Origin of the sequence: Marinobacter sp. 1-3A (assembly GCF_016597775.1) — a bacterium.
In the GTDB taxonomy this organism is placed as follows: Bacteria; Pseudomonadota; Gammaproteobacteria; order Pseudomonadales; family Oleiphilaceae; genus Marinobacter; species Marinobacter xiaoshiensis.
Genome location: NZ_VCGZ01000007.1, coordinates 60,396 through 87,375, shown reverse-complemented (window position 1 = coordinate 87,375; position 26,980 = coordinate 60,396). Strand labels below are relative to the sequence as shown.

Sequence of the window (26,980 nt, the reverse complement as noted above, 5' to 3'; positions counted from 1 at the left end):
ACCTGTGCCTTAAATGCTATCGTTACAAGAGATGAAGCGCGTTGACAGACTGTCCCAATCGCTTGACATTTTGTAACAAATCCATGAAAACCCGTTAATGAGCCAGTAAATGTGACCCAAACGCCTATTAACACGACAACAACACCCTTTGTTGCTGCATCCAGCACGCTGGCGCTGGCTCACTACCTGAATCGCCAGGGTGTGCTGAACAGGCAACGGGTTGAGCAAATTCTTGGTATGGACCTGTCAGCACTCAGAGAACCAGACAGGCGCGTACCTGCGCAGGCGCACTACCGCCTGTGGGATCATGCCGAGAGGGTCACGGGCGACCCGGCGGTAGGCCTGAAAGCTGGCCAGATTATTGACCCGGAGCGCATGGGGTTGGTGGGACATGTATTCTTCAATTGCGATACCTTGGGCGAAGCAGTCACCCAATATGTGCGTTTACACAGGCTTATTAACGAATCAGTGATTTTGAGTTTCGAGCAGACTGACGATCTCGCCATCCTGACCTGGCAAGCTGACTCGCCCGAACACTATTGTCGCCAGGACATGGATCGTACGGTTGCGGCTGCCTTATCGCGAGGCCGGCATTTTATCTATCCCGGGCTGACAGTAGAGTGGGCAGAAATTGCCCACCCACGCCCGGATTATGCCGATAAATATGAAACCCTCCTGGGTGGTCCAGTGGTATTCGGGGCTGCCGTAACCCGACTGGCCATCAACAGTCGCCACATGAGTCACCCAATACCCCATCGCAACCCTTATGTGTATTCAGCCGTTCTCAAACAGGTCAACGGCCTGATGGCACGCCTGCAAACCCGACGTTCTTTCAGTCGCAAGATACGCAAATTGATATCTCGCCAGATGGCGACCGACAAGATTGATGCAGATACTCTGGCCCGGCAGTTTCACATGAGTCGCCAGACCCTGTACCGGAGGCTGAAAAAGGAAGGTTACAGGTTTCATGAGCTAGTAGAGCATGTGCGTAAGGACAAGGCTCTGCGTTACGTTGCGTCAGACCAATACGCTTTGGGTGAAATCGCATTTCTTCTCGGGTTCTCCGAGCTGAGTGCGTTCAGCCGCGCATTCAAACGCTGGACGGGCATGGCTCCGGCCCAGTACCGCGAGCAGCACCTTACTGTGAAATCGGATGAATAATGCCTGATACATCATTAGTTGCCATCGCTGTCAGTCTGCTTTATCTGGGCTCAGCAGCCTGTATTTATAGGATTCTGCTGACCTACCGCACGACCCAGGGCGCCATCGCCTGGATCATTGGCCTGCTTGGTTTACCCTATATTGCGGTGCCGCTTTTCTTTGTTTTCGGACGTTCGCGCTTCGGCGGGTACGTCAAAGCGCGACGCATGGGAGACAAGTCCCTCACGGCCCTGCTCACACGCTTCGAACAGCACACCACATCCCTTTCCATGCCGGAGCAGCAAGATCTTGACAAGCAGATGCAGGTTCTTTGCAAGCTCGGACGTCAGCCGTTCACCGAGGGCAACAAATGCACGCTGCTGAGGGATGGCGAAGCAACATTTGAGGCACTGATTACGGCTATTGAGAACGCCACGTCTTATGTTCTTCTTGAGTTTTACATTGTACGCTCAGACAAAATTGGCCAGCGCATCAAAACGGCGCTGGAGAAAAAGCTTTCCGAGGGTGTGCAGGTATGGTTTCTCTACGATGACGTGGGCAGTTTCGGGCTATCCCGACGTTACCTGAATGAACTGGCAAAAGCCGGCGCCAAAGTGGCGTCGTTTGGTGACGGTAACATTCGGCGCCTGCGGTTTCAGATCAACTTTCGCAACCACAGAAAGCTGCTGGTTTGCGATGGCAGAATCGGTTTTATCGGAGGCATCAACCTCGGCGATGAGTATATGGGCACTGCACTGGGCCAAGGGTTCTGGCGAGACACTCATTGCCGGATAGAAGGCCCGGCCGTAACCGGGTTACAGCTTGCCTGGCTGGAAGACTGGAACTGGGCAAGTAATGAGTTTCCCCAATTGGACTGGACTCCGAAGGATAGGCTGCCTGGTAATGAACAGGTTCTGGTGCTCCCCACAGGCCCGGCAGACACGTGGGAAACCTGCACGCTGTTTTTCCTGAGCTGCATCAATAATGCCCAATCCCGCATCTGGATTGCGTCACCCTACTTTGTTCCAGACGTTCAGGTTGTGAACGCACTGCAGCTCGCAGCCCTGCGAGGGGTAGACGTGCGAATCATGATTCCGGAAAAATCAGACAGCCGGCTGGTTGGTCTGGCGGCCTATTCCTACTTGATTCAAGCCAGCCAGGCAGGCATTGGCATTTATCGTTACCAGCCCGGCTTCATGCATCAGAAAGTTGTTCTCGTGGATAATCACTATGCCGCTGTGGGCACAGCAAACCTGGACAACCGCTCCATGCGCCTGAACTTCGAGATAATGGCTATCAACACCTCACAAACGTTTGTTTCCGATGTGGATGCCATGCTCACGGAGGATCTTTCCTATTGTCGCAAAATGACGCAGGAGGATTACCAGGGGCGCTCCATTGCGTTCCGGCTGACCTGCCGCGCAGTGCGTCTATTGGCACCTCTGCTCTGACCAGGCCTCCGGTGCGCTGGCTCCGCAATGGGTGAATATGCGACTATTCCCTTCATTCTTTCAACCAAGCCCAGCGACCATCATCCATGAAGGCCTTCCAACCTAAAGTGACACTGACCGAACAGGTCGCCCGCCACATCGAGAACCTGATCGTTTTCGGCCAACTTGATTCCGGTGAGCGCATATACGAAGCCGCCATGGCCAAGAAAATGGAGGTCAGCCACGGTTCGATCCGGGAGGGTCTTTTACTTCTCGAAAAGCGCCATCTGGTGAAAAACGTGCCCCGCAAAGGCGCCTTTGTAACAGAGCTGGATGATTTTTTTGTGCGCAGCCTTTACGAAACACTGGAGCTGTATCTATGCCATACCGGGTGCAAGCTTGCTCGCCAGTGGCAAACCGAAGACCTGGAGCGGTTGGAGCAGCTCAACCAGAAAATGGAAGACCACTATCACAACAATGACCTGATGGCATTTCTGGATCTGGGCATTGAGTACACCAAAGCGTCTCTAGCCTACGCGGACAACTACTTTATCGTATCGGCAATTGAGGACTTATGGCCCTCCGCCAGGCGTTGCGCCTTCGTCGCTTTCAAGAGGGGCGGCAAACGGGTTCTGGAAGACAACCTTGAGCACATGCGGGAATCTATCGGTGCGCTCCGGGACAGAGATGAACACAGACTCGTCTCCGTGCTCCACCGTTATGCAGTTCAGCAGTGCCAGCAAGTATGTGAGGCAGTTTCTGGCACTTAATTGCCTGCCGGGTCGACTTAATAAAAAAGTTGGGTAAACGAAAAGCCGATATTCAGGTAAACCGCCCAGCTGTCTTTACTACTGTAGGCAGTAGCTAACTGCACAGGACCGAGGAAGGTATCGACACCAGCAAAGACACTCCAGGATTTCACCGAGCTATTCCACCCGGCATCACTGAGGGAATCCCAGGCATTCCCCGTCTCAAGGCCCATCCCTGCAAACCAGGGCGTAATCGGGCCACCGAATGTCTGCCGGGCATAAACCGACGCCATAGCGGCACTGTCACCGGTAATCTGACCTGGAGAGTATGCAGATAACCGCCGGAAACCACCCAGGCGCACAGTGTTCTCAATTCCCGCATTCCCACGGGTCACCGTGTGAGCATAGAGCAGCCCTGTCAGGGTAAACTCTTTCCAGCTTCCCGTGCCCAGCGCCATCCCCGTTATCGCGTCGAAATGTCGGTCTGACCCCAGATCTTCACGCTCAACACGGCCACGGATTCCGGCAAAGGCTCCTTCTCTCGGGAAGAACGCATCGTCCAGGGAGTCGTGCAGCAACTGGAGGCTGACATTGCCCTGGTGAACTGCGTCTTCGGGCGCGACTGGCGCACCCACCTGTTTGTCCACGGTGGCGTAACCACGGGCATAAGTGAAGCTGGCCTGGGAGTTTCTGCCGAGCTCCATTCCCAAGCCAAGATCCGCCTGGCGGAGCGTCACGTCCAGCTCGGCAACACGCTTACCTCCGGAATCATATACGCTCACGGTGTCGCGGGCATACTCGGCACCCGCCAGCAAAAACCGCTCAAAGCCATAATCGATCGGCTGGTACCACTGGGTTCTTATGAAAGGCTCCGTGCCAAGCTGCGCTCCGGTTTGCCATTCACCTCCAAGCTCATTCAACTCGGTCATTCGCACAGATGCCGCAAGATTAAAGCGGGTATCACCGTCAAAATTGTCTTCATAGTTCAGACCAAATGACAGGTAATTAGGACCCCAGCTTTTCTCCTGAACCTTGATGATCAACAGCGTTCCATCTGCATCTGGTGACGGAGACTGGGAGTAGGACACAATTTCGTAATAGCCCAGCCCATAGATGCGCTTCAGATCTGCCTCCAGAGCCTCCACATCCAGTGGCTCGCCGATTTTCTGCCGTATTCGCTCCCTAAGGAACTCCTGGCCCAGCCGGCGATCATGTTCAATCTCAATTCCGACGATCAATCCTGCACTGTGACTGGCAGAGACCAGTCGCGACTTGTATGCACGCCAGGCTTCATCAGATGCGGACAGGGGGTTGAGTTCCACTGCATGCGCGCGGGCGCCTGTGGCGCCCAGCTCAAACAGTATCGGGCCGTTAAAAAAGTCTGCCGAACCATGACCTTCCAGATCTGGCCGGATAAGCACGTCTTTGGCTCCCAGCAACCCTAGCTGTTGATCGGCATTGTGCCGGGTCATGATCGTGGTCAACTGGTCAAACACAGAGAAGGCTTCGCGCAACTGATCCGACCCCATCAATTCGTTTGTAATATCAACCGCAATGATGATGTCAGCACCCATTTCGCGAGCAACACTGACCGGCAAGTTGTTCGCAATGCCGCCATCCACCAGCAAACGGCCATCAAGGTTGACCGGAGCGTATACCCCAGGGATGCTCATACTGGCGCGCACGGCCGTCGCAAGATGACCATGGCCAAGCACCACCATATCACCGGTTTCCAGGTCGGTCGCAACAGCACGAAAAGGAATGGGTAAACGATCGAAATCCTCGACCAGGGCAACGCTATGGGTCAGCTCGTTGAGTATAAAACCAAGATTCTGGCCCGCAATAATGCCGGCACCCAGATGCAAGCCATCCGAACTGACACCAAGCCCCGGCGTTACGGGAAATCGCCAGTCTACCTGCTTCCGGCGAACCGGTTTGTACGCCCGACCGGGATCATCCCGAAAGCTCGACAACCAGTCCAACTGGATAAATCGCTGCTCGATTTCTCCTACCGGCATGCCAGAGGCGTAAAGTGCGCCCACTGCTGAGCCGGCGCTGGTTCCCACCACAAAGTCCACCGGGATTTTCATTTCTTCCAACACCCGGAGCACGCCTACGTGGGCCATGCCTTTGGCTCCACCACCACTAAGCACCAGACCTACGCGAGGGCGTTCTGCTGCCGCATCGCTGGCCGTTGCAGCGAAAGATAGAGGGGATACCAAAATTAGCCAGGTGAGGGCCAGTAATGAATAGGGCGTCAAAACCCGAGAAACTCCATGCATCCCATATTCACTTTTTCTTCGACTCATCGTCTACCAGCGAAAGATGAGACACATCTGGCACCATAGGTGGCGGAAGATCCCTTTCAACACCTATGTCGCTCCCCGGGGGTGCCAGCGTCCAGTCGTCAAGATGCTGGAACATGGGAGGCTCGACTTCCTCTGGCTCCACCAGAGTTACCCCGACAGGGTCGAGCCCAAGAGCTGACCCCGCAAGGATGTCATCAACCTTGTCGCCTGCCACCGGCAAACGATCACCAGGCTCAACCGCAGGTGTAGCCGAACCGGAAGCTGCTTTTGCGGGAGCTGGAGCAGCGCTAGCTGGCTGGGGCTCGGGGGCGGGTACAGGCGCTGGTGCAGGTCTTGCCTGCGGCTGGCTTCCAGGCATGGGTTGAACATAGGCAACCATGCCGTGCTTGTGTAGCACCTGACGGTACTTTTCAGCCTGATCTTCATCCAGCTTGTTGCGGATCACTACAGGGCTACCGCTGAACATGCGCTCTATTTGCTCAACGCTGGCTTTAAACAGCGTGCGGGCGTTGTTCCGCGCTGTTGTCATATCGGTGCCAGAGGCACACTCGCCCTTGAACACAAGCTGAAACATGGGCAACTCTCCTGCCGTCGGTTTTCATTTCATGATAGTAGATAGCGCAGTGTCAGGGGAGCCCCCGTCCGCGGAACATATCGCTTAAATGTATGCAAACTGCAAACAATTGAAAAAGGTAGACCTAATCTCGCGCAATAGGCGACAGTATTTGTAATAATCAAACTTAACCAAACATTACACTTCGTTACGCACCAACAAAAAAGTACACCGGGGGAGCTGCCGCCATGACTATTCAAAACCTGATCCGTTCGGCAGCCGCTGCAATCATACTCTGCGCGCCCCTGGCACAAGCGGAAAACCTGGACATTGTTATGAGCCAGGTATTTCCTCTGGACCAAGCAACTTATATCGGTTTTGAAAGTATTGAACGCGAAGACATCCCGCTCACTTCTGCCATTGATCGCAAGTATCTCGTGGTCGACTTTCGCCTTGCCGCAAGCCAGCCAGCAGCAGAGCATCTCCAGGCCAGTGTTCACAAAGTCTGTATGGCATTACTGAAAGACCGCGAACTGGTTCGCAGCCTTTCAGACTCCGGCTATGACATGGTTTCTGTAGCTTTTGACCGCCGCTCCCAGTTCGACTGCCTGTAAACTTGCTTAATCTTCCCGGCCCAGCAGTTTCGGGAAGACATCAAGCGCACTGTTAACAGCGTCCAGATTGAAGGCTTCCACATCAGCCTTCAACTTCTCACCGTATCGCGTTACAGACCGTGAGCGATAACGTTCGCCCCACTCCAATACCCGGCGAGCAAAGTCATTCATTTCTTCAGGATCACCGCTTTCCCGAACAGCTTCCCATTCGTCACCGAAGTCAGTCGTGAGCTGTTCTTTCAGCCAGCCCCGTTCCTGAATACTCAGCGTTTGGGCTAAAAGCCTTTCAGATTCTTTGGTTTCACCTTCGTCCTCAGCCTGATCTCCTGTTGCCTGAACGTCAGGAAGGGTGAGTGTAAAAACAGAACCATTCCCCGGCTCACTATCCACACTTAACTCTCCGCCCATCATCTGGGCCAGCTTACGGCTAATGGCAAGCCCGAGTCCGGTGCCTCCATAGCGGCGGGTGTTTTGTCCTTCCTGCTGCTCAAAGGCGTCAAAAATACGCTCAAGCTGGTCGGGGGGGATGCCGATTCCCGAATCTTTCACCTTGATGGTGAGCCGATAGCTTTGCTGCTCGGGTGTTTCTCCGGCTTTGCCCTGAACCGGTTTGACTGTTGCCCGCACAGTCACCCCACCCTCATGGGTAAACTTGATGGCGTTACCCACCAGGTTAAACAGCACCTGCCGAAACCGCGTTTCATCCAGCATCATGGCGACTGGCATATCCGAGCCAACACTGACTTCCAGTGTGATGCCTTGCTCACGGGCACGCAGATCAAAAATATGCCGCACATCATCAAGCAACCGGCGGACGGAAACGGGGGAATAATCCAACCGCATTTTGCCGGCCTCAATTCGGGACAGATCAAGAATATCGTTAATCAGCATCAGCAAGCTTCGGCTGCCCGCCCGGATGGCGTCCAGATAGTTGCGCTGCTGAGGGTCCGTAACGGTGTTACTTAGCAGATCGCTATAACCGATCACCGCATTCATGGGTGTTCGGATTTCATGGGACATATTGGCCAAAAACTCGCTCTTGGTGCGGCTGGCAGCTTCAGCCTTTCGAGCCAGACGCTCCGCCTCCAGCTTTGCTGCTCTCAGTTCATCTTCACTCCGGCGCAAGGCGTTTTCTGAACGAATCCGCTCGTCTACCTCCCGTGAGAGCTTGCGGTTCCAATAAAGAAATATCAGCACAACCACTATAGCGATCAGAACAACCCGGCGAACCACTGTGTAGTCGGTTTCCTGCTCGATATCGAGATGGATCCAGCGGTTGTAGATAGCCTCGGTTTCTGCTGGTTTGAGACTACCCAGGGCCTTATTCAGGATTCGATGAAGCTCCGGGCTATCGTTTCGCACTGCAAGACGGAGATCGTACTGATAGGGAGTGATACTGGTGATCCGAAGATTCGAAAGCCCCAATCTGGCAACGGTATAACTGACGGCCGGGATATGGGTCACCATGACATCAAGATCGCCGTTGGACAGCGCAAGCAACCCGGCTTCTATCGTCGCCATCGGGTAAAGGTCGAGGTTTGGATGATTGATAAGCAGGTAATCGTGGGCGGCATGGCGATTAACCACGCCCACACGCTCTCTGCGCAGCTCCCTCAGGTCCCCGATAAAGCGCCCGTCATCCCGTATCGCCAAGGCAATTGGCACATTCACATAAGCCCGGGTAAACAGAAACGACTCTTCCGTTCTTGGGGTGCGTGACAAGCCGGGCAGAATATCCACTTCCCCGGACATCAGTGCCTGCTCTGCAACCACGCGGTCTTCCAGTATTTTTCGTTCAAACCGCACGCCCAGCTGATTCTCCAGCCGCGCGACCAGGTCTGGTACCAAGCCTGTGGCGCGACCATCCTGGGCGTATTCAAATGGCGGCCAGTCAGAACGGAAAGCAACCTTAAGATCAGGGTGACGTTTGAGCCATTCAAGGTCGGAACCGGAGAGCTCCACACCACTTTGCTCCAGCGCAGTAAGATCCACTTGCAGCCAGGACTGCCGGATCACGCGGTGCTCATTATGGCTTATGGCCTCTACGGTTTTATCCAATACTCGGAACAAAGGCTCATTGCGCTCATCTACCTGAAACACCACATCAACTGATTTCTGATCAAGCAACATCGAAAGCCCGATACCATTAATCATGGCAGACTGAAGGTAGTCGGAAACCACCGGCACCGGCCCCAGAAAGGCATCGGCCTGGCCCGACAGTACCTGACTGACTGCTTCCCCCAGGCTCTGAACAGGTACCGGCGTAAACTTTTCAACAGTATCCAGCATGCTGTACTGGTTGGGGTCGCCCTCCAAAACCGCTATACGTCCGCTTTCAAGATCCGCCAATGAGCGGATAGCGGCATCACCTGCGCTCACAAACAGGCCATAGGTGAGGGTCATCAGGGGGGTAGTAAAACGTTTTCCACCGGGCACTGGCGAGCCTGGAACTCTGGTGGTCAGAAGCGCATCGATTTCAGGTGACTCAAACTGCGGCTCGGCGCTGCTGTCAGCGCCTATCACAACAGGTTCAATGGGCAGGTCGAGTTTGTCGGATAGCCGGGCAAGGTAGTCGATGTAGGTGCCGGCAAGGGTGCCATTTCCGGTATCAAACACCAGGGGCACCTGGTCCGCACGAACACCGACCCTGAGCTCCTTCTGCTCGCTGACCCAGCTCAGGTCTTTACTGCCCAATACGGGTGCCGGCGAAGCCTGGGGAGGGTCTGCCCATGCAGCGGACTGAAAAACCAGCAGCAACAGGTATGTTAAAAACAGAAGGGAGACCTTCACGGGATGTCCTGAAAAGTTGTGCTGCACTAGCCGATCCTGATGCAATTCCGGCCGCTGTCTTTGGCAAGGTAGAGCGCCTTGTCGGCTCTGTCAAAGACCATTTCTTCAGTGTCATCGGGGCCAAAGCCTGCCACCCCTCCAGAGAAGGTAACCGTTACCGGTTCACCGCCAAAATGAAACGGCAAGGCGCTGACGTGGGCACGAAGTTTGTCCAGAACAGCTTGAGCATTTTCAGGAGGCGTTTCCGGAAACAGCAGCGCGAATTCTTCACCGCCAAAACGGGCGACGAAATCCGTTTTGCGTAACCTGTTTCTGATTTCCCGGGCCACCAGTTGAAGCACCCTGTCCCCCGCCTTGTGCCCATAGGAATCGTTTATCCGTTTGAATAAATCGATATCCAGAACACCCACTGTTAGCGGGTACTGATAACGCTTCCAGCGGTTGTACTCGAATGACAGCCGCTCTTGCCAGGCCTCTCGATTAGGCAATTGCGTAAGCAAGTCTGTCACCGCCCGCTCACGTTCCTTGCGCATCTGCCCGCGCATCTGCTCAGCATGCGTTTCCATGATGACCATCTTTTCCTGCATGGCCATCAGTTGTTCAGATAACATTTTTTCCCGTTCTGTTTCTTCAACCCGGAAGCGGCCAACCGCCTCGCCAATCGATTCGAGATGGCTGGTAACAGACAGTTTCAGTTCCTGTAAATCACCGCTGGCTTCGATATGTTGGCCAACCTGTTCAATCTCATTGCGAATATTACGGTCAAGCGCTTCCGCTGCAGCCTCGCGTTCAGTCTGCGCTGATGACTGAACGGAGAAATGCTCCTGCAGCATCGCCAGGCGCTCATCCAGACGTTTGAGGAAGGCTTCAAACTCCCTTTGGCTGCGGGTTACAGCCGCAACAATCAAATCTGCAACCTGATTCAAACCTTCTCTTAACTCATCCCAGTCATCGCTGGAGAGCAACGCTCTCTGAAGATTTCGCGCACGGGCTTCGGCGTCCGGTTCCAGGGAAACCTGGCTGAGTAACTGGCCAAGGAGGTGCCCGACACGCCGGGCAATCCGCAGGCGCTGGCTTTGTTCTTGAACATCCGCGATCGGCGCTGGCTGATCGGTTTCATCCGCAACGTCTACCGGGGGCTCTTCTGTTGCTGACAAAGACGGTTCCGGGACAGCAGACGGCTGGGAATTCCTGGTTACCGGAGCTGGTGCATCATCGAGCAGAGCAACTTGGCGATCGATCTGCTCCTGCAGTTTCCGCCAGCTGTCTACATCCACTTTGCTTTTGCGAAGATCCGACCGGATTTGGTCAAGCAGGAGATCGAGTTCCGCTGTTTGGCCCGCAGATGCGAGACTGGTGCGCACCAACATACGCTCCAGTGCATTGCGCTCGGCTTTCCAATGCGCCTCCCGCTGCTCTGCAGACTCAAGTTCCTGGAAGTACTTGGTTTTCCAGGTTTGATCGGATGACATCAAGTGTTTCCTTCCTGTCCGGCGTTCTGGTCGTCGCGGCCCCGGGAACTGCGTCGGCGCGCTCTGGGATGACTCTGGTCATAAACCCGAGCCAAATGCTGGAAATCTAAATGAGTATAGACCTGAGTTGTGGCTATGTCCGCATGACCCAGTAATTCTTGCACCGCTCGCAAATCACCACTGGATTCAAGCATATGACTTGCAAACGAGTGCCTTAGCATGTGTGGATGGAGCTTCTGATCTGCCCCTTTCACAATGCCCCAACGGCTGAGCCGGGCCTGAACACTGCGATGGCTGATTCGGTCGCCCCGACGGCTTACAAACAGCGCCGGTTCTGTTTCGGGAGCCAACCCAGCACGGACAGGCAGCCACTGGCTTATGGCGTCAAGCGCTTTTCGCCCCACCGGGAGCAGTCGCGTTTTCCCGCCCTTCCCCACAACCCGTGTCTCGCCAGCTTTGCAGTCAACAGAATTAACATCCAGGCTTGCCAATTCCGCAAGACGCAGGCCGGAGGAATACATCAGTTCAAACATGCATCTGTCGCGCACTTCCAGGGGATCGTCCGGTGCAGCATCAAGAAGAGAGTTGACCTGGTCTACGTCGGCCACGCGGGGCAGACGACGGCTGCTCTTGGGTGCCCGTATATCGAGTGCCGGGTTGTCCTTGGCAAAACCTTCCCGTAACAGGTATTGATAGAAACGTCTTACAGCTGACAGGTGGCGGGCAATGCTTCGACCACTGAGCCCCTGACGGCTGAGGTTAGCAACGTAACGGCGAAGATCATGACCGCTGACAGCACACCACTGAGTGCTACCCTGCTCCATGAGCCAAATCGCCAAGCGCTGCAGATCTTGTTGGTAACTGTCACAGGTTCGGGGGGAATGGCGCTTCTCGGAGGCCATGTGTTGCATGAAATCTGCCATGTGCCCGCCCAGCTCATCAGGTATTTGAGCTGGCATGGACACCGCAACCACTCTAGCGGGACTCCGTCGCAAGGTCAGCGACCGGGGCAGCAGTGGTGTGGCGACGAACCATCGGGGGCAGGAGCCGGCTCAATGTATCGCTGATGTAGCTTAGGAACAGTGAGCCCATATGCTCATCGAAGTAACCGGGCTGACAACTGCCGACCGCAAAAACACCCACCAGCTCCTCATGACGCAAAGGCACCAGCGCCACGGACGCAATAGGGTCGTCGCGATCCGGAAACAGAAACTCCCGCTGGTTCTCACGGAACTGGCCGCAGACCGCTCGACTGCCTTCCAGAAGGTTGCCGAGATGCTCCTGGGCTTCTGCCGGAGTCACTACGTGCAGTGCGCCCTGGGAACTGCCAGCCACCGCTGCATCAGCAAACAGAATCACAGAGGCTGCATCCAGACCGAAATCACCACGAATGCTGTCATCAATGGTGGAAGCCATATCCATAAGATTGCGGGCTTCGATTACCTGCATCAGCAACCGCTTGCTCTTTTCAAACAGGCGATCGTTATGGCGGGCTATGGATACCAGCTCAACCAGCTCATGACGAAGCGTGTCCCGCTGTTCGCGGAAAAGGTGTACCTGGCGTTCCACCAGGGAAATTGCCCTTCCACTGTCGTGGGGCAAGGTCAGACTGCGCAGGAGTTCGTCCTGATCGACAAAGAAATCGGGATTGTCTCTCAGGTACTCAGCCACCGCTTCCCGGGTGAGCTTACCGGCCTTCTGGTGGGCCGTTTGGTCTGTCATTGCGCTCTCCTGGCTATCAGATCCGTTGTTTGTGTGGGCGGCTGGGCCTTCTACGCCGGGCACCACCTGATTCACCGGGCAGTCTCAGCTGCCCTTCAAATACACTTGTTGCGGGGCCTTCCATCATAACAGGCGACCCTTCGCCCTTCCATTCGATGACCAGCCGACCGCCGCGGAGATCCACCTCCACGCGGTCATCAAGCAGGCCGCGCAAGCGCCCTGCAACAACGGCCGCACAGGCACCGCTGCCACATGCAAGGGTTTCGCCAGAACCGCGTTCATACACCCGCAGGCGCACATGGTTCCGACTGATAACCTGCAAGAACCCTATATTGCCCCGCTCGGGGAATTGTGGATGGCTTTCCAGTTGCGGCCCAAGGTACTCCACTGGCGCAATATCCACATCCTCAACGACAATAACGCCGTGGGGGTTGCCCATGGAAACCGCGCTGAGCTCAACGGTTTCTGCGCCCACTTGCACCGTGTACACGTTCTTGCGGTGCTCAGCGGCAAAAGGAATGGCCTGAGGGTTCAGCTCAGGCACGCCCATATTGACCATGACCATGCCGTCTTTAGCTATTCGCAGCTCAATTACGCCGCCGGCCGTTTGCACACGGATGGTCTTCTTGTTTGTCAGGCGCTGATCGTGGACAAACTTTGCAAAGCACCGGGCGCCATTGCCACACTGCTCAACCTCAGAGCCATCGGCATTGAATATCCGATAACGGAAATCCACATCGGGCAAACCCGGTGGCTCCACAACCAGAAGTTGGTCAAAACCGACACCAAAATTCCGGTCGGCCAGTTCCCGAATCATTTCCGGGCGCAGCCTGAATGGTTGGCTAATGGCATCAACAACCATGAAATCATTGCCCAGCCCATGCATTTTGCTGAACCGGAGCAATGGCCCCTGCCCTTGATGGCGACGCTGCGGGTTCATATCCTGCCCATCACTCATTCGGGCAGGCAATTTTCGGGCGCGAGCTGTTCCTCAATGGTTTCCCTGTGACGAACAATGTGCACCTGGTCACCATCAACCATCAATTCCGGCGGACGGTTACGGGTGTTGTAGTTTGAGCTCATTACGAAACCATAGGCTCCAGCGGAGCGCACCGCCAAGAGATCCCCCGCCTTGAGCTGGAGCGGCCGGTCTTTGCCAAGAAAGTCTCCGGTTTCGCATACAGGGCCAACCAGATCCCAGATTTTTTCTTCTGCATCCTGATGAGGCTGCACCGGGACAATCGCCTGCCAGGCGCTATACAGCGCAGGGCGGATCAGATCGTTCATAGCTGCATCAATAATCGCGAAATTACGATGTTCAGTGCACTTCAGAAATTCAACCCGGGTAATCAGGATGCCGGCATTGGCGGCAATGGAACGGCCGGGTTCAAGAACGAGAGTCAGGTTACGTTCACCAATACGCTGATCCAGCGCTTTCACGTATTCAGCAGGCTGAGGCGGCGTTTCATCGTTGTAGGTAACACCCAAACCACCGCCCATATCCAGATGCCGGATATGAATACCGTTGTCTGCCAAAGCGTCAATCAGCTCCAGCACACGATCCAGCGCATCCAGGAACGGTGTTACAGATGTAAGCTGGGATCCAATGTGGCAATCCACACCTAAAATCTCCAGATTTGGCAAGGTCGCAGCGCGGGCATAAACGGCCAGCGCTTCCGCGATATCAATGCCGAACTTGTTCTCTTTCAGGCCCGTAGAGATGTACGGGTGTGTGCCGGCATCAACATCCGGATTCACTCGCAACGAGATCGGCGCTTTAACCCCCATCTCGCCTGCTACTGCGTTAAGCCGGTCCAGCTCGGTATCAGATTCCACGTTAAAGCAGCGAACGCCTGCTTCCAGGGCCCGGCGCATTTCCCATTCCTGCTTGCCCACTCCGGAAAACACTACCTTGCCGGGGTCGCCACCGGCCCGCAAAACCCGCTCCAGTTCGCCCGCAGACACTATGTCAAAACCGGCACCCAGGCGTGCCAGCACATTCAGCACGGCAATATTGCTATTGGCTTTCACGGCATAGCAGATAAGAAGTTCGCGCTCACTCAGGGCTTCATCATAGGCCCTGTAATGGCGCTCCAGTGTGGCACGGGAATACACATAAGCTGGCGTACCAAAACGTTCAGCAATGGAGGAGACAGGTACATCTTCAGCGTAAAGTTCGCCGTCACGGTAGTTGAAATAATCCATTTTATTCCTGATTCGTAAAGCGGTGTCTGGTATGTGCGGGACTACTCAGCCAATGCATCAGCCTGTGCACTATGGTCGCCCGGGCGCTCGTTCCTGGTTGCGGCGCTATTTGCCTGCTCAACTGGCTTGGCCGATGCCTCCGGGTTTTCCCGGTATAACGGCCCTTTCTGGCCGCAGCCACCAAGTGCTGCAGTCATCACCAGTATCATGACCGGCATCTTCCTCGCGCGCATACTTGACACCTCTGAGTTCATAATGCCCAAAGTATACCTGACCCACGCCCTGCACGGCGAGGCCGGCGAGCTACAGAAATGACTCCAGTTCACGGTTCAGGGCATCCTCAAGAAAAGCCCGGTAATACAGGTACTGACTGGTCTGTATATCCTGCTGATACACCCTCGGATCCAGATCGTGGGGCAAGTGCACATCCGTCAGGTAAACCGGATAACGATCACGGCTCTGCCGAAGTGAGTGAATATAGTGAGCAACAGCTGGAATCAGCTGGTCACCGTATTGCAGCACTGTAAACTCCTGTTCACCGCAGTAAAGGTCAAAGCGAACGCGACTATCACCCTCCTGCACGCCCACAGCCTGCACCTCAAATCCAGGCAGGGGCGAACCGGCATCTGTTTGCGGCCGATATTCCGGGCGCCAGACTCCGTTGTTTGAAACCAACTCATAACAACGCACTCCAGCAAGGCCTACGGGCATTTCGGTATTACGCAAAGTGCGTCTTTCCACCAGATTTTCCAGAAAGCGCAACAATGGGGCCAGCAAATTGCGTCGGCCAGCAACCTGCTGATCCCAACCAAAAACAGATCCACGCTCATCAATCACCCGAATCAGAACCTTTTCGCCCCTTAACCTGTAGAACACCTGAATGCTGTCCGGCTCACTCGCCTGGCAGGCGGCCCGCAAACCCGGGTCGTCCAGCAATGCATGGCGGTCAAACACAACAGGCAAATAGGTGTCGCGAGGCTGAGCAAGGCACTCCATCAAGGCAGCCCGGCTTTCCAGAGCCATAAACCCGGGCTCGGTGCCGCTGAATTCCAGCAAAAAATACCGGCGATCCATTTCGATTACGTAACGCAGGGGATGAGGACCAGCTCCTCCTGCAAAGAACTGGCGAAACACGTCGGCAAAAAGCTCCCGCACCCTCCTGGCGATAGCATTGCCATGTCCCCGGTTATGGCTGTGTACCTCAAGGTCGGGAATGCTATGGGGCGCCATGGCCACAGAAGCGAGAACATTCTTCAGGCACTGAATCAAGGTGTCCCCGGATGCATAGTGCTGAAGGCTAACCTCTTGCCAGCTGTTGAGCGTTATCTGGTCAATGGTAACAACCAGATTTTCGCGACCGCCGCTGAACCCCAGAGAGTCATGCCTGGCACTGAGCTTGTGCAGGCCGCGCTCAGTAAGGTGGGATTGCGGATCAACACCTACGTTAATCAGCAGGAGGTTGCGCAGAGGGCGAACACCACGGGCAAGAGCCTCTCGCTCGGCAGGCTCGACAGGAAATGGCAAAAATCCTGCAAGCGCATCCAGCATTTCCCGCAATTCGCTAACGGAGGCAATGCCCTGCCCGGAACGAACGTTGAGGCGAGTTGCCCGGGTGAGCAAGCCGTTGCAGTAGCACCAGACCACCAGTTCCGCGAGATTACCCGAACGCCGGATAACCGGTTGCCAGAAAGCGTCCGAAGGGTCCTCAAGATCCCTGTACAACAGCCAGCCCGTTCCTGTGCCGCCCGGCTCTGACTGATGATGAAAGGCCAGGTTTTCCTCGGCCAGTGATGGCACCAACCCCGGGTTAATCTGCTCTACCTTGCCGGCTTTGCGCTGGAATGCTGCGTAGAGCTTGCGGCCAAGCAAGTTGATATCGTTTGCACTGATAGCGGATTGCTCGCCGTGATCACGGGCCATTTTCGACAGCAGCCTATAGCTGTGGGTCAGCTCCGACACCACCACTCGGCGCAGGGAAGACGCCTCCTCTGCCCGCCAACGGTGACGATTATCCAGCAACTCAAGCTGGTTTTGCTGCCACCCCCAGTCATCAACCAGACTCCTCAGCAGCCGAGCCCTCCAGGGCTCCACCCCCTGCTGCCCCGCCATCCCGGTGCGAGTCAGTGGCAGACCCGCCTTGATATACAGACTGCGACGCACCAAATCCAACCGCGAACTGGCACCGTCACTAAGAAGCCACTGTTCAAGGCGCTGATAGAGCATCACATAGGGGTCCAGATCATCCGCGTCTGTATCACCATCGAACACTGCCTGTTTGAAAATAAGCGACAGGACCGGTAGATCCTGCGTGTGGGCATAGCATTCAATCAGCAGCAGTTTCAGAATGGCCTTCCAGGGCGCATCGATTCCCTTGTAGAGTTGCCACACTCCCGCTCCCAGAAATTCACCGGTCGGTATGGATGGCACAGCACCAAAATCAATATATGCATCGCCGCGAATAAAGCGATAGTCCACCAGCATAGCGACGCACTTCTGATAATGCCCTTCCTGCTCCGGGGGAATCAGCCACCACATGGGATAACAGCCACCCAGATGGATGGCCGTGCGGTAGAATTCATCCAGCAGTAAATAGTGCTGGGCGCTACCGCAGTTCTCACCCGTCACTTCTATCCGCTGCCGGCCTTCCCGCCATTCGGCCGCAGAAAATACAAACACGTGCAACTCAATACCAAACGACAGGGCCCACTCAGTTAACCGTTCAGCCTTACGCTCCAGCAATCTGATCCCATGCCCGTGAAGATCGTCCCTATGGCAAAGCCACACATCAAGATCACTGGTAACAGAATGGCCCAAGGTGCCTGGGCTACCCATCAGAAACAGCGCCTCCAGGTCGGCCCTGCGCTTGCCTTCATCCCGCATGCTGAAGGTACGGGCCAGGCGCCGTGCTGCACTTATGATGGCTGAATCCGGCTGGTAGTGGCTCAGACCGTAAGGACAATCAACATCCAGATAGCCCGGCAGCGCGGGATGATTGGTGTGAAACACCAGCGGCAAAATTTCCAGCACCACCTGCTGTCGATAGGAAAGCGACGAGTGGGCTCGCTCCCAGCGCTGCCGGTTAAGCACGAGAAATCTGTCCCGCAGTCGGCGCAGGGTTTTGCGATCAATGCCCTCATCAAAATCCAGGACAATCGGTGTAGCGTGAGCAGTCAAGGCAGCTCCGGGGGAGAGGTTCTTTCCGGTTTAATTATCAGTATGATGAACTCATCGTGGCACAACCATCAATAATTAAAAGCGGAATACGCTTGAGAAACCCCGAGGCCCGGCCCAGTGAAAGAGTTTGTCATACAGCGTTATCGTGCTGATACATCCAGTGGCACTGGTCGCCAGACCCTGTTGCGTATTGACGACGAAGGTAAGGTTTTATTTGCAGACAATAATGCCGAGGCTGTACTGGGATACGATGCCAGCGAACTGGAAGGCGTTATGGTACACCGGTTCTTGGCTTCCAGAGAAGACGACCCCTTTGCACCTGCCAATCGACACCGTATCGAGAGCGGCCAAACGGTACTGGTCACTTTTCGCCACAAGGAAGGGTTTTTCTACACGGCGAGTCTTTCATTACGTATCAGCATGCGCGATTCAGATGGCGCCGCCAGCGCCCGCATTGCTCAACAGGAAAACTCCGCCATAGACACTCGCCTGCTACGCTTTTCTGAAAGCGCTGCGGGCTTCGGAATATGGGAACTGGACGTCACCAGTAACCAAATGACCTGGACAGAAGGGTTATATCGGTTGCTGGAGCTGAAACCGGGGACAGAAATTACACCGGAGCAGGCGCTGTTCTATTGCAAGAGTGGCCAGGAACGAGTTCGGGCCCTGTTCCGCAGGTGCGCACGCACCGGTGCACCCTTCACAATTGAGCTTCATTTGCTCACAGCCAAAGAAAAAAACATTCGCGCAACGCTAAATGGTCGAGCCCTTAAAACCGGCGGCAGGGTGCGAAAGCTTGGCGGAACCCTGGTCGATCGCACGGGGGAAATGCAGCGCGACCTGGCCTGCGCAAGAGCTGAAAACATACTGAATGCCACCTCAGCCGCCAGCCCTGGGCTGATAGCTGCCGTTGACAAAAATCTTAACCTGCTGCACTTCAACGCGCCCTATGCCCGATTGTTTGGCAGCATATTTGGCGCCACGCCCAAGGTGGGAGACAACCTGCGCCAGCTGCTTGAAAAACACCCGAACGAGCGGCACTTGGCGGAACAGCTCTGGCACCGGGCCTTTGAGCAGGACAGCTTTATTGTCGACATGCCTGTCACGCAACAAAGCGGCGAGTGGCCTGTGTACGAATTTCACTACCAGCGCCTGACAAACAGCAAAATCGGGGACTCCGGTGCAGAAAAAAGCGAAACCGCAGGTGCTGTGGTTGTAGCCAGCGATATCAGCAACCGCGCCAGCAAAACCGGTGATAGCGAATACAGATACCGACACGACCCGGTTACCGGTCTCACCAACCGCAGGGAGTTTGTCGCTCGCCTTCAGCGGCAGGTGGAACAGGCTGGCGACGATGCGGTCGACAGTTGCCTTTTATATCTGAACCTCGACTCATTCGGGCACTTCAACAACATTGCAGGAAACGGTGCCTGCGATCGCTATCTCAGGGAACTGGCCAGCATTCTCGATGTGCGGAGCAGGCCACAGGACACAGTTTCGCGACTTGCCGGTGATACCTTCGCCCTACTCATCGAAGACTGCACAGAGTCTGCAGCCCGTAAGCTTGCAGACAACCTTCTGAACCTCATCCGTGATTTTGTTTTTGAGTGGCAAGGGCACCAACTGCAAACCACCGCCAGTGGTGGTCTGTTGATCATGGGAAAAGACACATACCCTAACCCCGAACAACTGCTGGGGCAGGCAGCGGATTTATGCCATGACGCCAAGACATCGGGACGGAACCGGATTCATACTGGCCACGCCTCACGTCCGGAATCCGATCATAACGACAGCAACGAACTCGTCGACCGGATCCGAAAAGCCCTGGACAGGCAGGCGCTGATACTGGAGTTCCAGCCGCTCAAGCCGGTAGCCAGCGTTACCTGGGGTGATCACATCGAAATTCTCGCACGAATTCCAGGTAACAGTGCCCATGAACAATGGTTGCAACCAGACCAGTTTCTGCCGGTAGCAGAACGTTTTGATTTGGCCAAACGACTGGACCGGCAAGTCATACTGCAAACGTTTACCTGGCTGGGAGAACACAGGTTACTGGAGCCCAGGCTGAAATATTGCGGTTTCAACCTGTCGCTAGCCAGCGTGCTGGATGACACCTTTGCGGACTTCATGGAATCTGTTCTCGGGGCTTCAAACTACCCGGCAGAGTCCTTCTGCCTTGAGATCTGTGAAGCCCATGCAACACAGTACCCGGATGAAGTTGCCGTATTGTGCGATGCCCTGCACCGGATTGGTTGTCGCGTAGCACTGGATGGTGCTGGCGCATCTGTAGAGAGCTACAGGCTGGCGGCAAAACTGCCCATAGACGTAATCAAACTCGACCGCAGCCTGATGCTCAGACTGGGAGCCGACCCGGTTCAGCAGGTCATGGTAGAGGCGCTGCACCGGATTGCGCAGGACGCAGGAAAAATAACGGTGGCAACTTTTATCGAGAACGATGACATTCTCCGGAAGGTCCGAACGCTGGGCATTCATTTCGGCCAGGGATTCAGGCTTGGACCACCCAAACCTCTGGCAGAACTGAAGCCGGTGGCGGTAGATCTTCCCACCGGGCGAATCGGCGGCTAAGCCCCGGGCTCAAAACAAACAGCTCGGGGGCTCAGGTTTCAGCTCAGCAGCTTACGCGCTCGGGCCACAGCAGCCCGCACCTGAGCCGGTGCTGTTCCACCCAAATGATCACGGGCCTGAACCGATCCTTCAAGTGTGAGGACATCAAACACATCTTCACCGATGGTGTCAGAGAAACGCTTCAGCTCTTCCAGAGTCATATCAGAAAGATCCCGCTCTTCAGCGACACCAAAGGCCACAGCCTTGCCTACAACTTCGTGAGCATCGCGGAACGGCATGCCTTTCTTGACCAGATAATCCGCCAGATCTGTTGCCGTCGAAAACCCGCGTTTGGCAGCAACACGCATATTATCGGCTTTTGCTCGAATGGCCGGGACCATGTCGGCGTATGCTTTCAGGCAGCCTTTGATGGTGTCGACCGTGTCGAACAGGGGCTCTTTGTCCTCCTGATTATCCTTGTTGTACGCCAGCGGCTGGCTTTTCATCAGCATGAGCAAGGACATCAGATGGCCCGTTACCCGCCCGGATTTTCCGCGTACAAGCTCCGGCACATCGGGGTTCTTTTTCTGAGGCATGATGGACGAGCCGGTGCAAAAACGATCCGGCAAATCAATAAAATCAAACTGCGCCGAGGTCCACAGCACCAGCTCTTCACTGAAGCGGGACATGTGCGTCATCAGCAAGGCCGCGAAGCTGCAAAATTCAATGGCGAAATCCCTGTCGCTGACCGAGTCCAGCGAGTTTTCAGAAGGGCGCTCAAAGCCCAGCAACCGGGCGGTCATGGCACGATCGATCGGGTAAGTGGTGCCTGCCAGTGCGGCTGCGCCCAAGGGCATAATATTCACGCGCTTGCGACAGTCCTGCAAACGCTCACCATCCCGCACCAGCATTTCATACCAGGCCAGAAGATGGTGCCCGAACGTGACCGGCTGTGCCGTTTGAAGATGAGTAAAACCAGGCATGATGGTATCGGCTTCGCGTTCGGCCAAGTCCAGCAGGCCAGCTTGCAAACGTTTGAGCTCTTCTGCGATCACATCGATTTCATCGCGCAGATACAGGCGAATGTCCGTGGCCACCTGATCGTTTCGGCTGCGGCCGGTGTGCAGTTTTTTACCCGTAATGCCAATACGATCCGTTAAGCGAGCTTCTATGTTCATGTGAACATCTTCGAGACTGACGGACCACTCAAAGCGCCCAGCTTCAATATCTTCTTTTACGCCATTCAGGCCTTCAATAATGAGATCACGCTCATCCAGCGTCAGAACGCCAACCTCTGCCAGCATGGTCGCATGGGCGATAGAACCGGTAATGTCGTGGTGATACAGGCGCTGATCGAACCCGACAGATGCAGTAAAGCGCTCCACAAATGCGTCGGTGGGCTCGCTGAAGCGTCCACCCCATGGCTTTTCGGAGGTTGCGGCCTGATCAGGTTGTTTCTTGTCCGTCATGGTGTAGGTACTCTCGTTACATGTAATGAGTCAAATAGATGTATACATCAGCGTGTGATCAATCGGGCATATCTCGACAGGAAGGGCAAACATAACGATGAACAATGGCTGAGTAGGTGCCGTCATTCTGCATGGCCTCCAGCGCACGATCAAAATCTGCAACAAACTCCGGGCTGACTGATTCTTTTGAGAAAATATAATGGGCTTTTTTGTTCGAGACGACCATGGAGCTGTGCGTTATCCGGTCAGAAAGCCCCAGCGCTTGAATTTCGTGCATAGCCGTCAGTTTATCCGCAATTACCCCATCAATACGATTCAAAGCCAGCATTCTCCAAAGCGAATCCCGGCGGGATGTGTACTCGATATTCCCTCTGTACCTTGAATCCTGGACGAGGGCGCTGTATTCCTCACTATAAGATACGTTGATTTGCGCCCCTAATCTGAAACCCGAGTCCAGAACCTCTCGCAATCCCGAAAACCTGAACTCAGCCCTATCAGAACGCCGGATAAACAGCAGGTTGGGCGAGACGGTCGGAACTGTACTTGCGTAATAAGCGTATTTTTCCCGCTCAGGTGTCCGATGAGCACCAGAGACCATATCGATACGTCCCTCACGCAACTCTACCAGCGCTCGCGCCCAGGGAAGCTTGACCAATGAAAGGTTACACCCCATTCGCTGCATAATTTCACGACTGATATCAGCATCGATACCTGCAACATGGCCCAGCTGCGGGAAAAAGTAAGGTGCGTCGTCATCCCAGCGCATCGTTATGCGGCACTCAGCAACACTTTGGGCCGCAAACCCGAGCAATGAAACAACCAATACAACCGCCTTGCAAAGTACTGCGCACGCAGCACCCTGCGGAATCAATGATGCCGCAGATTCAAGGGCATTGGTGGCCTGTTTCATTATGAGTTCCGCCTGACTATCTTGATATGGATCGAACAAACGCCCCAGCCGAAACCGGCGGAACTCTCCCGGGCTTGAAGCAGAAGGTTCAAATTCATTGGCCACAACAGACAACGCTTTAGTGAGTACTGAATATAGTCTATCTTTTGTGCTGACAGACCCGCACTATCCTCGCGCGGAATGAGCACATTGATCGTGACGGGAGTATAACATTCTGACCCGCAGAAAAGAGACCACCCTGAGCCGGGACAAGGCTGTCGCCATGCAGAATTTTTTCGTGCCCGATCTTTGCCGGGTGCGGTCTGTGTTCATGCTTCTGATCACCAGTGAACTGCTGGTTCTGGTGCTGGCGATTGTTCAGGCCAGCGACAGCTGGATTGACTGGAATTATTTCGCACTTCTCTCGCTGTTTGTGCAGTGGACCACCCTCACCAGTGCCGCGCTGATCTGCCTGCTGCGCGCCCGACTGGCTCAAATACCTGTGCCCCGAGCCACCTTTTTCATTGCGGCCATAGTGCTAATAGATGTACTCGCGTTCAGCCTGTTTGCAGACAGCGTACTGCACCCAAAACCGGGCATCTTCGACTGGCAGGCAATTGCTAAAAAGCTGCTGATGGCCCTACTGATAATTCTCATGATCCTTCGCTACTTCTACTTGCAGCATCAGTGGCAAAAGCAACGGGAAGCGGAAATGCAGGCACACCTGACAGCCCTACAGGCGCGTATACAACCTCACTTTCTGTTCAACAGCATGAACACCATCGCCAGCCTTATTGCTTCAGATCCAGAGCAGGCCGAAGAAGCCGTTCTGGATCTTTCAGAGCTCTTTCGCGCCAGCTTGCGCACCGGCGACCAACTCATTCCGATGTCGAAAGAGCTGGATCTATGCCAGCGCTATCTGGCCATCGAATCCCTGCGCCTTGGCCCCCGCCTGAAACTGGAGTGGCACATTGCCGACGGGCTGGAGCACCAGGCAATACCGCCTCTGACCCTGCAACCATTGGTAGAAAACGCGGTATATCACGGCATACAGCCCCGCCCGGAAGGTGGCAAGGTGCGCATAGAGGCCGAAGCGCGGGGCAAATACGTGTATCTGCTCGTTCAAAACCCCAAGCCGGACAATAACAGCAGTCAGCACAGCGGCAACCAAATGGCCCTCGGCAATATTCAGGCAAGGCTGCAGGCGCTATTCGGGGATGCTGCGGTACTCAAACACAGCCATCAAGGGGACGTTTATACCGTTACCTTACGGCTCCCTGAAACTACTCAATACTCATGACCAAACAGACGATTCTAATCGCAGACGATGAGCCTCTGGCACGGCAGCGCCTGATGCGACTGGTCGAAGGCCTGCCGGGTTATGTGATCTGCGGCGAAGCCGGTGATGGCGAAACCACACTTGCTCAAGTTGCCGAACTGCAGCCGGATATCCTGCTGCTGGACATACGCATGCCCGGTCTTGATGGCATGGAAACAGCAGCGCGCCTGAGCCAGCTCAGCAACCCGCCGGCAATCATTTTCTGCACCGCCTACGACAACTATGCAATTCAGGCTTTCGGGGTTCAGGCTGTGGCCTACCTGCTCAAACCCGTGCGCAAAGATGCGCTGGCAGAGGCCCTTGCCCGTGCCGGGCGGATTAATCGCGTACAGCTACGCACCCTTGCCGACAGCATCGCAGGCGGCACCAGCGAACGGGAAACAGCGGAAGATGAGCAACTATCGGTTCGCACCCATCGGGGTACCGAGCTGATTGATATAGCCGGGATCCGCTATTGCCAGGCGGATCAGAAATACGTGACCATTCATCATGCCCGTGGTGAGACTGTTTCTGACTACACGCTTAAAGAACTGGAAAACGCCTACCCGAGCCAACTGCTTCGGATTCATCGCAACACCCTGGTGGGCGTACACTATATTCAGGCACTCAGGCGCACACCCGACGGCCACAACCTGCTGTTGCTCAGAGACGATCTGGGGGAGCTTCAGGTAAGTCGCCGGCACACCAGCAATGTGCGTCAGTGGCTACAAAGACAACAACCGGGCTGACGCATTGCAGGCGGTGCAGCGCGGCCATCCGCGGGACTTTTACGGCGCCACAGGGTAACCTTGGCGAACATTTTCATAACTGACAGTGAGCATCATGTCCAAACGAACCCTTCGCGTCGCAACCCGCAGTAGTGCCTTGGCACTATGGCAGGCAGAATTCATCAAGGCCGAACTGGAACGGCTCCACGACAACGTGGTTGTGGAACTGATCAAGATCAAAACCCAGGGCGACAAAATCCTCGATGTACCTCTGGCTAAAATTGGCGGTAAAGGCCTGTTTGTAAAAGAGCTGGAAGAAGCCATGCTTGACGGCCGCGCCGACCTCGCAGTGCACTCCATGAAAGATGTACCCATGGCCTTTCCCGAAGGCTTGGGCCTGGTCGCTATTTGCGAGCGGGACGATCCTACCGATGCGTTTGTCAGCAACAACTACGCGAACGTAGACGCTCTGCCACAAGGCGCTGTGGTGGGCACTGCCAGCCTGCGCCGGGAATCCCAGCTGCGCGCCTACCGCCCAGACCTGGAAATTCGTGTTCTGCGGGGCAACGTAAACACCCGGTTGGCAAAACTGGATGCGGGTGACTATGACGCCATAGTTCTGGCCAGTTCTGGCCTTAAGCGTTTGGGTTTCCATGACCGGATCCGCTACTCAATGCCAGACACAGTATCCCTGCCAGCGGTTGGCCAGGGTGCCCTCGGCATTGAATGCCGGCTAAACGACGACGAACTGCGGGCGATGCTGGCCCCCCTGAACCATGCTGATACCTCCGATCGGGTGAAAGCCGAAAGGGCGATGAACCGTCGTCTTGAGGGTGGCTGCCAGGTGCCAATCGCAGCCTACGCCCTGTTGGAAGACGACGATACATTATGGTTGCGCGGGCTGGTTGGCGCCGTGGATGGCACAAAAATTCTCCGTGTTGAGGGCCGCGCGCCGCGCGCCGAAGGCGAGCGCCTGGGCCGCGAGTTGGCAGAAGAGCTTTTAGCGCTGGGTGCAGACAAGATTCTGGCTGAAGTTTATGGCCACACTCCAGACTGATTCAACCAGGCTAACCGGCCGGCGTGTTCTTATATGCCGGCCAGAACCGGAAGCGTCCCGGCTGGCCCGGCAGTTTCAGGCTGCCGGCGCTGAGACGCACGTGTTCCCGCTGGTAGACCGAGAGCCGCTACCAGAAACCCCGGAACGACGCACCACCCTTCTCAACCTTGACGAATTCTCCCATGTCATTGCCGTCAGCCCCTATGCAGCAAGGCTTTTGCTCGATGAGCTGGATACCTGGTGGCCGCAACTACCTACCGGATTAAACTGGTATGGCGTAGGAGCCGGGACGGCCAAAGCACTGGCCGAATATGGCGTAACCCCGCGCAAACCCGACGAGGGTTGGACCAGCGAAGCACTGCTGAAACTTCCCTCCCTGACAAATATCGAGGGCGAGCGTGTACTTGTTGCCCGGGGCGAGGAAGGACGGGAATTAACCCGCAGAACGCTGGAAGAGCGTGGTGCCCGGGTTACCATAATGCCGCTGTATCGCAGATTCTGTCCGGATTACACCCCTGCGCAAATCAACACCGCCCTGATTGCGTTTGCCCCGGATGCCATTGTTGCGCTCTCCGGAGAAACCTTGAACAATCTCATCGCACTATGTGCCAAATGCAGCCATAATCTATACGATAGACCCGTCATCGTGCCCGCTCGGCGTATCGCCGACCAGGCTCTTGCGGCGGGATTCAACGCTCCGTGTATACCAGGAAGCCTTGCCGATAACGACATCGTGGCCGCCGTCGCAGAACAACTGGCAGGCCGGGACGGTGGCTCCGGAAAAGCCAAGTAAGGA

At 55.4% G+C, this 26,980-nt stretch carries 20 protein-coding genes and 1 pseudogene; 9 read left to right on the top strand and 12 right to left on the bottom strand.

Annotation, left to right across the window (positions count from 1 at the left end):
- The first annotated feature begins 111 nt into the window (after window positions 1–111).
- From FE848_RS12350 to FE848_RS12340, 3 genes are all read left to right on the top strand, one after another.
- Window positions 112–1,161, top strand: a complete 1,050-nt coding sequence (locus tag FE848_RS12350; RefSeq protein WP_200203348.1) for an AraC family transcriptional regulator — start codon at window positions 112–114, stop codon at window positions 1,159–1,161.
- Window positions 1,161–2,591 (top strand): cardiolipin synthase, encoded by a 1,431-nt coding sequence (gene cls, locus FE848_RS12345; RefSeq protein WP_200203346.1) that lies wholly within the window; start codon window positions 1,161–1,163, stop codon window positions 2,589–2,591. The genes FE848_RS12350 and cls overlap by 1 nt, the downstream gene beginning before the upstream one ends.
- Before the next feature lie 86 nt (window positions 2,592–2,677).
- Window positions 2,678–3,340, top strand: coding sequence for a GntR family transcriptional regulator (locus tag FE848_RS12340; RefSeq protein WP_200203344.1), 663 nt, complete (start codon window positions 2,678–2,680; stop codon window positions 3,338–3,340).
- Window positions 3,341–3,357: 17 nt separating this feature from the next.
- On the opposite strand, the gene FE848_RS12335 is transcribed toward FE848_RS12340, so the two are convergent.
- Both FE848_RS12335 and FE848_RS18890 read right to left on the bottom strand, forming a co-directional pair.
- Complete coding sequence (locus tag FE848_RS12335) at window positions 3,358–5,601, bottom strand: patatin-like phospholipase family protein (protein WP_200203342.1); 2,244 nt, start codon at window positions 5,599–5,601, stop codon at window positions 3,358–3,360.
- A 7-nt stretch (window positions 5,602–5,608) separates the two neighbouring features.
- Entirely contained in the window at window positions 5,609–6,202 is a 594-nt protein-coding gene (locus FE848_RS18890; protein WP_200203340.1) for a hypothetical protein, read from the bottom strand.
- 227 nt (window positions 6,203–6,429) lie between these two features.
- Between FE848_RS18890 and FE848_RS12325 the strand changes: the two genes are divergently transcribed.
- On the top strand, window positions 6,430–6,795 hold the full coding sequence (locus tag FE848_RS12325) for a hypothetical protein (protein WP_200203338.1): 366 nt from the start codon (window positions 6,430–6,432) through the stop codon (window positions 6,793–6,795).
- Between the two features lie 6 nt (window positions 6,796–6,801).
- Here FE848_RS12325 and FE848_RS12320 read toward each other — a convergent pair whose 3' ends face one another.
- The 8 genes and pseudogenes from FE848_RS12320 to FE848_RS12285 form a co-directional block, all read right to left on the bottom strand.
- Complete coding sequence (locus FE848_RS12320; protein WP_200203336.1) at window positions 6,802–9,585, bottom strand: ATP-binding protein; 2,784 nt, start codon at window positions 9,583–9,585, stop codon at window positions 6,802–6,804.
- A 26-nt stretch (window positions 9,586–9,611) separates the two neighbouring features.
- Entirely contained in the window at window positions 9,612–11,057 is a 1,446-nt protein-coding gene (locus tag FE848_RS12315) for a GGDEF domain-containing protein (protein WP_200203334.1), read from the bottom strand.
- Entirely contained in the window at window positions 11,057–12,016 is a 960-nt protein-coding gene (gene xerC, locus FE848_RS12310) for a tyrosine recombinase XerC (protein ID WP_227715322.1), read from the bottom strand. The genes FE848_RS12315 and xerC overlap by 1 nt, the downstream gene beginning before the upstream one ends.
- 16 nt (window positions 12,017–12,032) lie before the next feature.
- Window positions 12,033–12,779 (bottom strand): DUF484 family protein, encoded by a 747-nt coding sequence (locus FE848_RS12305; protein ID WP_200203325.1) that lies wholly within the window; start codon window positions 12,777–12,779, stop codon window positions 12,033–12,035.
- Window positions 12,780–12,795: 16 nt separating this feature from the next.
- Entirely contained in the window at window positions 12,796–13,719 is a 924-nt protein-coding gene (dapF, locus tag FE848_RS12300) for a diaminopimelate epimerase (RefSeq protein WP_200203323.1), read from the bottom strand.
- Between the two features lie 14 nt (window positions 13,720–13,733).
- Window positions 13,734–14,984 (bottom strand): diaminopimelate decarboxylase, encoded by a 1,251-nt coding sequence (lysA, locus tag FE848_RS12295; protein WP_200203321.1) that lies wholly within the window; start codon window positions 14,982–14,984, stop codon window positions 13,734–13,736.
- Between the two features lie 125 nt (window positions 14,985–15,109).
- Window positions 15,110–15,217 (bottom strand): annotated as a pseudogene (lptM, locus tag FE848_RS19055) (LPS translocon maturation chaperone LptM); the annotation flags it as partial.
- 70 nt (window positions 15,218–15,287) lie between these two features.
- Window positions 15,288–18,158 carry a class I adenylate cyclase gene (locus FE848_RS12285; RefSeq protein WP_200203317.1) on the bottom strand — a complete coding sequence of 957 codons (2,871 nt, stop codon included), beginning with the start codon at window positions 18,156–18,158 and terminating at the stop codon, window positions 15,288–15,290.
- 117 nt (window positions 18,159–18,275) lie between these two features.
- Here FE848_RS12285 and FE848_RS18965 point away from each other — a divergent pair, with 117 nt between their 5' ends.
- Window positions 18,276–20,744: an EAL domain-containing protein gene (locus FE848_RS18965; protein WP_200203315.1), complete on the top strand. Its 2,469-nt coding sequence runs from the start codon at window positions 18,276–18,278 to the stop codon at window positions 20,742–20,744.
- A gap of 38 nt (window positions 20,745–20,782) precedes the next feature.
- On the opposite strand, the gene argH is transcribed toward FE848_RS18965, so the two are convergent.
- Both argH and FE848_RS12270 read right to left on the bottom strand, forming a co-directional pair.
- Complete coding sequence (gene argH, locus FE848_RS12275; protein ID WP_200203313.1) at window positions 20,783–22,192, bottom strand: argininosuccinate lyase; 1,410 nt, start codon at window positions 22,190–22,192, stop codon at window positions 20,783–20,785.
- Between the two features lie 58 nt (window positions 22,193–22,250).
- On the bottom strand, window positions 22,251–23,102 hold the full coding sequence (locus tag FE848_RS12270) for a substrate-binding periplasmic protein (protein ID WP_200203311.1): 852 nt from the start codon (window positions 23,100–23,102) through the stop codon (window positions 22,251–22,253).
- A gap of 262 nt (window positions 23,103–23,364) precedes the next feature.
- Here FE848_RS12270 and FE848_RS12265 point away from each other — a divergent pair, with 262 nt between their 5' ends.
- The 4 genes from FE848_RS12265 (at window position 23,365) to FE848_RS12250 (ending at window position 26,977) form a co-directional block, all read left to right on the top strand.
- Window positions 23,365–24,381, top strand: a complete 1,017-nt coding sequence (locus FE848_RS12265; protein ID WP_200203309.1) for a sensor histidine kinase — start codon at window positions 23,365–23,367, stop codon at window positions 24,379–24,381.
- The gene (locus tag FE848_RS12260; protein ID WP_200203307.1) at window positions 24,378–25,148 is read left to right on the top strand and encodes a LytR/AlgR family response regulator transcription factor; all 771 of its coding nucleotides are present in this window, start codon (window positions 24,378–24,380) and stop codon (window positions 25,146–25,148) included. The genes FE848_RS12265 and FE848_RS12260 overlap by 4 nt, the downstream gene beginning before the upstream one ends.
- A gap of 94 nt (window positions 25,149–25,242) precedes the next feature.
- Window positions 25,243–26,184, top strand: coding sequence for a hydroxymethylbilane synthase (gene hemC / locus FE848_RS12255; RefSeq protein WP_200203305.1), 942 nt, complete (start codon window positions 25,243–25,245; stop codon window positions 26,182–26,184).
- Entirely contained in the window at window positions 26,165–26,977 is an 813-nt protein-coding gene (locus tag FE848_RS12250; RefSeq protein ID WP_200203303.1) for a uroporphyrinogen-III synthase, read from the top strand. Before hemC ends, FE848_RS12250 begins: the two co-directional genes overlap by 20 nt.
- The last annotated feature ends 3 nt before the right edge of the window (window positions 26,978–26,980 follow it).